General features: G+C 69.2%; 10 protein-coding genes. 4 read left to right on the top strand and 6 right to left on the bottom strand.

Annotated features, from left to right (window positions below; genetic code table 11):
- Window positions 1-2 precede the first annotated feature (2 nt).
- Both G6N26_RS08485 and G6N26_RS08480 read right to left on the bottom strand, forming a co-directional pair.
- Window positions 3-1,550, bottom strand: coding sequence for a long-chain-fatty-acid--CoA ligase (locus G6N26_RS08485; protein ID WP_083019221.1), 1,548 nt, complete (start codon window positions 1,548-1,550; stop codon window positions 3-5).
- A 92-nt stretch (window positions 1,551-1,642) separates the two neighbouring features.
- On the bottom strand, window positions 1,643-2,236 hold the full coding sequence (locus G6N26_RS08480) for a hypothetical protein (protein ID WP_232067549.1): 594 nt from the start codon (window positions 2,234-2,236) through the stop codon (window positions 1,643-1,645).
- A 250-nt stretch (window positions 2,237-2,486) separates the two neighbouring features.
- Here G6N26_RS08480 and G6N26_RS08475 point away from each other — a divergent pair, with 250 nt between their 5' ends.
- The 3 genes from G6N26_RS08475 to G6N26_RS08465 are packed head-to-tail and all read left to right on the top strand — an operon-like array spanning window position 2,487 to window position 5,081.
- The gene (locus G6N26_RS08475; RefSeq protein ID WP_067168148.1) at window positions 2,487-3,278 is read left to right on the top strand and encodes an SDR family NAD(P)-dependent oxidoreductase; all 792 of its coding nucleotides are present in this window, start codon (window positions 2,487-2,489) and stop codon (window positions 3,276-3,278) included.
- A 35-nt stretch (window positions 3,279-3,313) separates the two neighbouring features.
- Complete coding sequence (locus G6N26_RS08470) at window positions 3,314-4,255, top strand: catalase family peroxidase (protein ID WP_083019219.1); 942 nt, start codon at window positions 3,314-3,316, stop codon at window positions 4,253-4,255.
- A 55-nt stretch (window positions 4,256-4,310) separates the two neighbouring features.
- The gene (locus tag G6N26_RS08465; RefSeq protein ID WP_083019217.1) at window positions 4,311-5,081 is read left to right on the top strand and encodes a sulfite exporter TauE/SafE family protein; all 771 of its coding nucleotides are present in this window, start codon (window positions 4,311-4,313) and stop codon (window positions 5,079-5,081) included.
- Between the two features lie 38 nt (window positions 5,082-5,119).
- Here G6N26_RS08465 and G6N26_RS08460 read toward each other — a convergent pair whose 3' ends face one another.
- Together G6N26_RS08460 and G6N26_RS08455 are read right to left on the bottom strand one after the other, a co-directional pair.
- Complete coding sequence (locus G6N26_RS08460) at window positions 5,120-6,205, bottom strand: glutamate--cysteine ligase (RefSeq protein ID WP_083019215.1); 1,086 nt, start codon at window positions 6,203-6,205, stop codon at window positions 5,120-5,122.
- Window positions 6,206-6,237: 32 nt separating this feature from the next.
- The gene (locus G6N26_RS08455; protein WP_067168152.1) at window positions 6,238-6,675 is read right to left on the bottom strand and encodes an anti-sigma factor antagonist; all 438 of its coding nucleotides are present in this window, start codon (window positions 6,673-6,675) and stop codon (window positions 6,238-6,240) included.
- Between the two features lie 156 nt (window positions 6,676-6,831).
- On the opposite strand from G6N26_RS08455, the gene G6N26_RS08450 reads away from it, so the two are divergent.
- A complete protein-coding gene (locus G6N26_RS08450) occupies window positions 6,832-7,449 on the top strand; it encodes a TetR/AcrR family transcriptional regulator (protein WP_067168153.1) in 618 nt (205 codons plus the stop codon).
- On the opposite strand, the gene G6N26_RS08445 is transcribed toward G6N26_RS08450, so the two are convergent.
- Entirely contained in the window at window positions 7,450-8,121 is a 672-nt protein-coding gene (locus G6N26_RS08445; protein WP_083019213.1) for a DedA family protein, read from the bottom strand.
- 36 nt (window positions 8,122-8,157) lie between these two features.
- On the bottom strand, window positions 8,158-8,967 hold the full coding sequence (locus tag G6N26_RS08440; RefSeq protein WP_083019211.1) for an SGNH/GDSL hydrolase family protein: 810 nt from the start codon (window positions 8,965-8,967) through the stop codon (window positions 8,158-8,160).
- Between the last annotated feature and the right edge of the window lie 13 nt (window positions 8,968-8,980).

Here is an 8,980-nt window from a genome sequence, read left to right as displayed (position 1 = left end):
CCTCAAATTCCGCGCGACCGGTCTTTCCAAAACGGTTCGCGCAGCTGTGTTTTGAGGATTTTTCCGCTCGCGTTGCGGGGGAGCTCCGCCACGAAGTCCACGGTGCGTGGACATTTGAAGCCCGCCAGATGCTGTCGGCAGAAGCCGATGATGCCGGCGGGATCGGTCTCGCCGTCGGCCACCACGATCGCCTTGACCGATTCTCCCCAGAAGTCGTCGGGCACCCCGATCACCGCCGCGTCGGCCACAGCGGGATGCTCGATGAGCACGCTTTCTACCTCGGGGCCGTACACATTCTCGCCGCCGGTGATGATCATGTCCTTCAGCCGGTCTTCGATGTAGACATAGTCGTCGGCGTCGAGGCGCCCGACATCGCCGGTGCGCACCCAGTCGTCGTCGGTGATCGTCTCCGCCGTCGCCTCCGGGCGGTTGAGGTACCCGGTCATGTTCTGGTTGCTGCGCACCCACACCTCGCCGGACTCCCCGGGCGGCAACGACGCGCCCGTCTCGGCATCGACGACGCGAATCTCACAGCCCAGCACCGCCTTTCCGGCCGAGAGCTGCAATTCGGGTCGCGCCGAATCACGGTGGTCGGCGTCGGAGAGCGCCGTGACGGCGCCGCAGAGCTCGGTCTGCCCGTACACCTGCACGAACTTCGTGTCCGGCCAGGTCGACAGCGCGCGATGCAGCAACGGCAGCGGCATCGGCGCCGCCCCGTAGACGATGTAGCGCAGGCCGGCGATGGCGGCGGTCGCCGCCTCACCGGCCTGCAGGAACCGGGCGATCACCGGCGGCACAAAGAACGCGTGGGTGGCTCCGGCGCGCACCGCGCCGATGAGCGTCGCGGCGTCGGGCTCGCGGGTCAGGAAAGTCGGTGCGCCCGAACGGATGCCGAACAGCGCGTAACCGATTCCGCCGACGTGGAACAACGGCATGGCGACCAGGTTCGCGTCCCCGTCGGCGAACGGAAACGCCGGCGCCAGGTTCGCCGCATGATTGACCAGCGCGCGCTGGCTGAGCAGCACGCCCTTGGGCCTTCCGGTGGTGCCCGAGCTGTAGATCACGAGCGCGGTCTCGTTCTCGTCGAGGCCGGCGTCGGCCTCGGTCGGTGACGCCGCGGCGAGCAATGATTCGTATTCGTCGCCGACCTCGATGATGCGTTCCAGGCCGGGTACGCGTTCGGCGGCCGCCTCGGCGGCGGCCCGCAGCTCGGCGCCGACCAGCAGCACGCGGGCCCCGCTGTCGGCCAGGACGTGGACGAGCTCGTCGCCGATCACCCGCCAGTTGACGACGGTGGTGACCACCCCGATGGAGGCCCCGGCGATCAGCACCTCGAGGCAGGCGGGATGGTTCTTGTCCAGGAACGCCACGCACTGGCCCCGCTCGATCCCGGCGTCGCGCAGCGCCCCCGCCGCGCGCCGTATCCGCGAGCTCCAGTCGGCCCAGGACCACTGGCGCTCGCCGTAGCGGATCGCGATCGCCTCGGGCCGCTGCCGCGCGTGTCGTTCGACGATCCCGGCGAGCGTCTCCGCCGTGTCGGCTTGTGGCATGAACCCCTCCGCGTTCGATGTGTCCAGTCGGTCATACGGGATCGGTGCTGCGCACGCGACGCCGACCCTTGCGAGCGTAGGCGGTCCGGACCTCACTCCATGGAGCCGATCATCATCCCGCCGTCGCCGGCGGCCTGGGTGGTCGCGCTGCTGTTCTGCCGGAAGTCGATGAACGCCGAGCGGCCATTCGAGGTGTTCAGCAGCTCGGTGAACGTGCCGATCACCGGGATCGTGCCCTGCGGGTGAACCACGCTGGCCGTGTAATTGAGGGACGCTTCCTGCTGAAAGTTGGGCCCCTGCAGCGGCTTGACGTCGGGCGCGGTCAGTCGATCCACACCGGTCAAGATCGCCGATGCGCCGCGGGTGAACTGATCGATGTCGGCTTGCAGCACCGCGGCGGCATCGGTGCCGCCGGCTTGTTTGACGGTGATCCGCATCTGCGCGCTTGTGTCGGGGTTGTTCAGCGCCACCCAGTTCGGGCCGCGGTTTCCCAGCGTCCAGCCGGGCGCGGGGGTCACCGCGATGCCCTGCGCGATGGCGATCGCCTCCTCCGAGAGCAGCCCCACCCCGGTCGTTGGCTCGGTGCCGGCGGCGACGACGATCGCCACCGCCGCGCCCAGTGCCCCGAACCGCCAACTGCTCGAGTGTGTCGAGGTGGCGCGCGGCCGAGTCCGAGTTGTTGACATGCTTGCTCCTAACACCGTCGGGCGCGGAATAATTCGCCCGTGCGTCCATCGTCCTCCGCCGGCCGCCGCAGTGTCCAAAGTGGTGCTGCCACGAGCTGATTCAGGGGGCCCAGCGGCGATGTCGAGCATCGCGGAAACGCAAGGGCACGAGGTCGTTTACGGGGAAATCCGGTATCCGCGAACTGATCCCGAGGCGGTGTGTCACCATGACGGGGCCGGCGCCCAACCCAGCCACCCGAGAAGGACCGACATGGTGAACCCCGATCGCGCCCATTCGCGCACCTTCGTCGTGACCGGCGCCGCCTCCGGGATCGGGCTGGCCACCGCGCGACGGCTGTTGGCCGAAGGCGCCACCGTCGTCGGCGCCGACCTCACCGCACCGCCCGATGATCTGGGCCCACGGTTCACTTTCGTGCCCGCCGACGTGACCGACGAAGCCGCGATCGCGGCGGTGCTGGGCGCCGTGCCAGACCGCCTCGACGGCCTCTTCCACGCGGCCGGTGTCGCCGGGGGAGGCCCGGTGCACCTGCTCGACCGCGCCGAATGGGACCGGGTGATCGGGATCAACCTCACCGGCACCTTCCTGGTCGCGAAGGCGGCCCTGGCCAGAATGATCGAACAACCCCGCGCCGACGGCGAACGGGGCTCGATCGTGACCGTCGCCAGCGTCGAGGGCCTGGAGGGCACCGCGGGCGGCAGCTCCTACAACGCGGCCAAAGGCGGCGTCGTGCTGCTCACCAAGAACATCGCCCTCGACTACGGGCCGAGCGGCATCCGGGCCAACGTCATCTGCCCCGGCTTCATCGAAACCCCGATGGCGCACAGCGTGTTCAGCATTCCCGGGATGGAGGGCCCGCTCGCCTCGATCACCAAGGAGCACGCGTTGCAGCGGCTCGGACAGCCCGAGGAGATCGCGGCCATGGCCGCCTTCCTGCTGTCACCCGACGCCTCGTTCGTCAGCGGCCAGGCCCTCGCCGTCGACGGCGGCTATACGGCCGGTCGCGATCACGGCGTCGTCGAACTTTTCGGCTTTCCCAGCTGATACCACTGGGATTCAAATGCCACTAAGATTCGTCCATGAGCGGTGGACTAACCCCTGACCAGGCGATCGAGGCGATCCGGGGCGCCGGGGGTGCTCAGCCGGGCTGTCGCGCATTGCACGCCAAGGGCACGCTGTATCGCGGCACGTTCACCGCGGCCTCCGACGCGGCGATGCTTTCGCGCGCAAGGCATCTCGATGGCTCGCCGGTGCCGGCGCTGATCCGCTTCTCCAATGGGTCGGGCAACCCCAAACAGCGCGACGGCCGGCCCGGCGTGCGCGGGATGGCGGTGAAGTTCACCCTGCCCGACGGCTCCACCACCGACGTCTCGACGCAGACCGCCCGGCTCTTCGTCTCCAGCACACCTCACGGCTTCATCGACCTGCTCAAGGCGATGCGGCCCGGCCTGACGACGCCGCTGCGCATGGGCAAACACCTGCTCACCCATCCGAGGCTGCTGGCCGCGCTGCCCATCCTGCGCGAGGCCAACCGGATCCCGGCCAGCTACGCCACCACCGAATACCACGGCTTGCACGCGTTCCGGTGGGTCGCCGCCGACGGCAGCGCGAGATTCGTTCGCTACCACCTCGTTCCGACGGCGGCCGAGGACTACCTGTCGGCCCCGGACGCTCACGGCAAGGATCCGGACTTCCTCACCGCGGAGCTGGCGACGCGGTTGGCGGTCGGACCGGTGCGATTCGACTTCCGGGTGCAGATCGCCGGCCCCACCGACTCCACGGTGGACCCATCGTCGGCCTGGCAGAGCACGCAGATCGTGACCGTCGGCTCCCTGCACATCACGGGTCCGGACACTGAACGCGAGCACGGCGGCGACATCGTGGTGTTCGACCCGATGCGCGTGACCGACGGCATCGAGCCCTCCGACGACCCGGTCCTGCACTTTCGGACGCTGGCGTATTCGGCGTCGGTCAAGCTGCGCACCGGGGTCGAGCGCGGCGCCGAAGCGCCGCGCGCCTGAGCGCGCGACGAAATCGGCGGCAGTCTAAGGTTTTTCTTCGGTGTCGCCATTTCAGATGTTCCTCATATGCCTGGCCGGCCTGGCGGCCGGGGCGATCAACGCGCTCGTCGGCTCCGGCACCCTGATCACCTTCCCGACGCTGGTTGCGCTCGGCTTTCCGCCGGTGACGGCCACCATGTCGAACGCGACGGGCCTGGTCGCCGGTAGCGTATCGGCTACCTGGGGCTATCGCGCGGAGTTGGGCGGTCAATGGGATCGGTTGCGCTGGCAGCTCCCGGCATCGCTGGCCGGCGCGGCGCTGGGCGCCTATCTGCTGCTGCATCTGCCGGAGAAGGTGTTCGCCGAGATCGTGCCGGTGCTGCTGGTGCTGGCGCTCGCACTGGTGGTGGTCGGACCGCGGATCCAGGCGTGGACCGCCCGGCGCGCCGCGCAGGCGGGCCGCTCACCCGAGCACGTCCCGCCGGGGCGGATGGCCACGCTGGTGTTGGGCACCTTCGCGGTCGGCGTCTACGGTGGCTATTTCACCGCCGCCCAGGGCATTTTGCTGGTCGGGCTGATGGGGGCGTTGCTGCCGGAGTCGGTGCAGCGCATGAACGCCGCCAAAAACCTCCTGGCTCTGGTAGTGAATGTGGTTGCCGCGGTTGCCTATACGGCGGCGGCGTTCGACCGGATCAACTGGCCCGCTGCCGGACTCATCGCGGCGGGCTCGCTGGTCGGTGGGCTGCTCGGGGCGCGTTACGGGCGCCGGCTATCGGGTAACGCGCTGCGCGCCATCATCGTGGTCGTGGGCCTGATCGGGCTGTATCGGCTGCTCGCGGTGGCCTGACGGGAACTCGTGCGCCACAACGGGATTGAACGTTTCTCTCAACTCAGCGTGGCAGTGGCGGCCTCGGCGATGACGTCGCGCACCTCGCCGCGTCGGCGCCATGCCCGCAGCTGACGCATCGCCCCGTTGCCGTGGGCCGCGACGCGGTCGAGTTCACCGACAACGTGCTCGTATTCGTCCAGCGACTCCAGCGCCGGGCGTACCCGCTGCACCAGCGCTGCAAGTTGCGCACGCGCCGGCACCGCCCCTCGGCCGTGGATGAGATCGAGTGTGTGCCCGGACAATCCGTCGTGGGCAGCCTTCCAATATGCTGCGCGCAGCGCGCCGGGCGGCAGCCGCCCAGCGTCGTCGGGCGACTCGAGCGCCGTCATCACGGCGGCCCTGATCAAGGTGGCCAGCAGCACGGTCTCGTCGACCGTGGCGGGCACGTCGGCCACGCGGACCTCCACCGTCGGAAAGTCCGCCGAAGGGCGCACGTCCCAATAGATCATGTCCTTGTCGAGGATCACCCCGGTGTCGACCAGCATGCGTACCGCGTCGTCGTATTCCTCGGGCGAGTCAAAGAACGGCGGCGCTCCCGCGGCGGGCCAGCGCCGCCACAGCACGCTGCGCCAGCTCGCGTAGCCGCTGTCGGCGTTGCGGTACACCCGCGAATTGGCCGACAGCGCAAGCAACGACGGCAGCCACGGCCGCAGCCAATTGCTGACATGGATGGCCGCGGCACGGTCGGGCACCTGCACGTGCACGTGGCATCCGCTGATGCCCTGCTCGTGGGCGATCATTCCGAACTCTTCGCCGATCCGGCGGTAGCGCGGGGTGTCGGTGACCGGGAACTCGTGCGGGGTGGCCGGCGGCAGCCCGCAGGCCAGCAGCTGGACGCCGACGGCCTGCGCGGCTTCGGCCGCCGCGCGCCGCAGCCGGCGCAGTTCCTCGCCGAGCTCGGCGGCGCTCGCCGCCACGTCGGAAGTGGTTTCCACTTGGCAGCTGCTCAGTTCCAGCTGCAACGTGACACCGCGCCGCTCGGCCTCGGCCGCCACGTCGGCGTTCTTGGGCGACGGCTCACCGGTTCGCGGGTCGATGAGGAGGAATTCTTCCTCTGCGCCGACGGTGGGGTGGCCGCTCATTCAGCCGGTTACGGCCGAGCAGTGCCGGGTGGTTACCAGCGTGCGGCCGCGGACAACGCGGAGTCGACGGTGGGGTAGATGGGCAGCACGCCGCTGAGCCCGCACGCGTCGATGATACGGGCGACGATCGGCTCGCAGCTCACCAGCCGCAGTTCGATGCCACGCTGCTGGCAGCGTTTCGCCTCGTCGGCGAGCGTCGCGAACGCGCAGCAGCCCATGAACTCGAGCCCGGTGACGTCGACGACGAACGGGCCGGGCGCGGCGACGACGCTGGCCGCCTCGCTGACCAGGTGGCGCCACGTGTCCTCGTTGCAGGCGTCGATCTCGCCCCCCGCGTAGATCAGCACCGCCGGGCCGCTGCGATCGGCGGTGGCCCGCAGCGTGCTGTTGGGATCGCCCAGCTCATAGACCAATTTGGTGCTCAGCATGAGATGGGTGGTGGGCAATTGTTCCGCAATGGCTGCGTTCATGAGGGACCCCCTGATCGACCGACGCCCGAGAGACGCCGCGACGGATGCCCGTCCTATTGTCTGAAGACAGACTGTTCGCGGATGCGAATCTCATTTGTATAACGAGACAGGGCGGTCTGTCTATGGCCGGGGGGCTAAGAGTACGGTAAGGCCCGTATGACAACTTCCGATGTCGGGACGCCCGCGGCATCGGCTCGGGAACGCGTGCTGAGCGCCGCATATGAGCTGTTCAGCCGGCGTGGCATCCGGGCCGTGGGCACTGACCAGGTGATCGCCCGGGCCGGCGTCGCCAAGGCGACGCTGTACCGCCATTTCGCCACCAAGAACGACCTCGTGCTGGCCGTGCTGGAGCGCCGCGAGGAACTGTGGACCCACGGTTTGATCGAGGAGCAGTCGCGGCGCCGCGGCACCACCCCCGAGGAACAGTTGCTGGCGATCTTCGACGTCATGCACGACTGGTTCCAGCTGCGTGACGGCTACGAAGGCTGCTCGTTCATCAACGTGCTGCTCGAACTGGGACCGGACCATCCGGCCGGACAGGCCTGCATCATCCACATCGACCACGTCCGCGACATCGTGCGCCGCCGCGCGATTGCGGCGGGCCTGACCGACGTCGAGGACTTCGCTTCGTCCTGGCACATCCTGATGAAGGGCGCCATCATCCTCGCCGCCGTCGGGGACCTCGACGCGGCCAAGCGCGCCCGCCGGATGGCCCGCGCCCTGATCGACGAACACCGGCCGCCGCTAGTGGCCGACACCGGCGAGGCCGTGTAGTCAGACCGTGTCGGCTTTCGTGGCCGTCTCCGCGGTCTTGCGGTGATGCTCGGCCTCCAGTTCCGCGATCGCCCGTGATGTACGCTCCCGCAACAGGATTGCCGCGGTCAGACCGGCCACCACGGCGACCACCAGCCCGATCCAGGAGAACCGCTCCAGCCAGCGTTCGGCCGCGATCCCGGCGAAGTACACCAGCGCGGTCGTGCCGCCCGCCCAGCAGATGGCGCCCGAGACGTTGGCCGCCAGGAACCGCGGATAGTGCATTTTCAGGGCGCCGGCCAGCGGCCCGGCCAAAATCCGCAACAGTGCGATGAACCTTCCCAGGAAGACCGCCCGAGCGCCCCACCGGTTGAACAGCTTCTCGGCGAGCGCGATGTGCCCGGGGCCGAAATGCTTCGGGAACCGCCGCCCGAGCCGGTCGAACAGCGGCATGCCGAACCGGCGCCCGATCGCGTACCCGATCGAATCCCCGACCACCGCGCCGATCACCGCGGCGGTGCCGACCCCGATCGGGTTGACGGCCAGGTCGTGATGCGACGACATCAGCGCCGCGGTCACCAACACGATCTCGCCCGGCAGCGGGATGCCCAGGCTCTCGATCCCGACCACGCCGCCGACCACCGCGTAGACCGCGATCGGCGGGATCGAGTGCAGCAAGGGCTCCACATTCATGGGTCAAGGATGCCTGACCGGTCCGCGATCCGCGCCCTAAGGTGTGCGTTTCAATTCGCTTGCGGCGCCCAGGCCTTCCAAACGCGGGCGTTTGGGTTCGCGACCGTCATACGACGAGTGGCCGCGCAGTCGCCGCCACACCCACGGGACGAAACTCTCCCGCGTCCAGCGCCACTGCTCGTACGCGCCCGCGGCAACGGGACGCCGCGCGGGCTGGACGCCAGGGCGGGCCCAATCATGGTTGCTGCCCGGCAGATTGAGCGCCTCGGCGGCCGCGGCCGCGAACAACACGTGCCCTCTGGTCGAGGCGTGCACCCGATCTAGCGCCCACGTGTCCAACTCACCCATCGAGGCAGCGCCGTACAGGTCGACGAGCCGAAACCCGTAGCGATCGGCGGCCGCCCTGATCGCCCCGTTGATGCGAGCCAGCCGCCCGGCCACCAGCCGCCCGAGCGGAAGGAACTGCGCGACGTTCGGGAAGGTCGTCGTCACCACCGTGGCCCCCGATCGGGCCAGCGCGGCGTAAATGCGGTCGAGGTCGATCAGCGCGGGACCAAACGAGCGCCCGGGCCAGATGACGTCGTTCATCCCCGCGCACACGGTGATCAGGTCCGGCCGCATCGCCAGCGCCCGGGGAACCTGCTCGGCGAGCACGTGGCCGATCCGTTTGCCGCGGATCGCGAGGTTGGCATATTCCAGGCCGGGATAGAGCGCGTCGACGCGGACGGCGAGGCGGTCGGCGAATCCGAGCAGGCCGATCGCGTCGTCACCGTCCCACAGGCCCTCGGTCTGGCTGTCGCCGATCGCGACGTAACGGCGGTATCCGGCGTGACGAGCCCCGCTCACGAAGCCGAGAATA

The sequence above is a fragment of the Mycobacterium marseillense genome (assembly GCF_010731675.1).
Lineage (GTDB): Bacteria > Actinomycetota > Actinomycetes > Mycobacteriales > Mycobacteriaceae > Mycobacterium > Mycobacterium marseillense.
Note: the sequence above shows the minus strand (reverse complement) of the source record. Positions and strands in the feature narration are given on the sequence as shown.

Bases quoted from the DNA above. Each gene is read 5' to 3' on its own strand.
- G6N26_RS08455 (WP_067168152.1), bottom strand. From the start codon at position 6,675: ATGAACGCAGCCATTGCGGAACAATTGCCCACCACCCATCTCATGCTG.
- G6N26_RS08480 (WP_232067549.1), bottom strand. From the start codon at position 2,236: ATGTCAACAACTCGGACTCGGCCGCGCGCCACCTCGACACACTCGAGC.
- G6N26_RS08445 (WP_083019213.1), bottom strand. From the start codon at position 8,121: ATGAATGTGGAGCCCTTGCTGCACTCGATCCCGCCGATCGCGGTCTAC.
- G6N26_RS08470 (WP_083019219.1), top strand. From the start codon at position 3,314: ATGAGCGGTGGACTAACCCCTGACCAGGCGATCGAGGCGATCCGGGGC.
- G6N26_RS08460 (WP_083019215.1), bottom strand. From the start codon at position 6,205: ATGAGCGGCCACCCCACCGTCGGCGCAGAGGAAGAATTCCTCCTCATC.
- G6N26_RS08485 (WP_083019221.1), bottom strand. From the start codon at position 1,550: ATGCCACAAGCCGACACGGCGGAGACGCTCGCCGGGATCGTCGAACGA.
- G6N26_RS08465 (WP_083019217.1), top strand. From the start codon at position 4,311: ATGTTCCTCATATGCCTGGCCGGCCTGGCGGCCGGGGCGATCAACGCG.
- G6N26_RS08450 (WP_067168153.1), top strand. From the start codon at position 6,832: ATGACAACTTCCGATGTCGGGACGCCCGCGGCATCGGCTCGGGAACGC.
- G6N26_RS08475 (WP_067168148.1), top strand. From the start codon at position 2,487: ATGGTGAACCCCGATCGCGCCCATTCGCGCACCTTCGTCGTGACCGGC.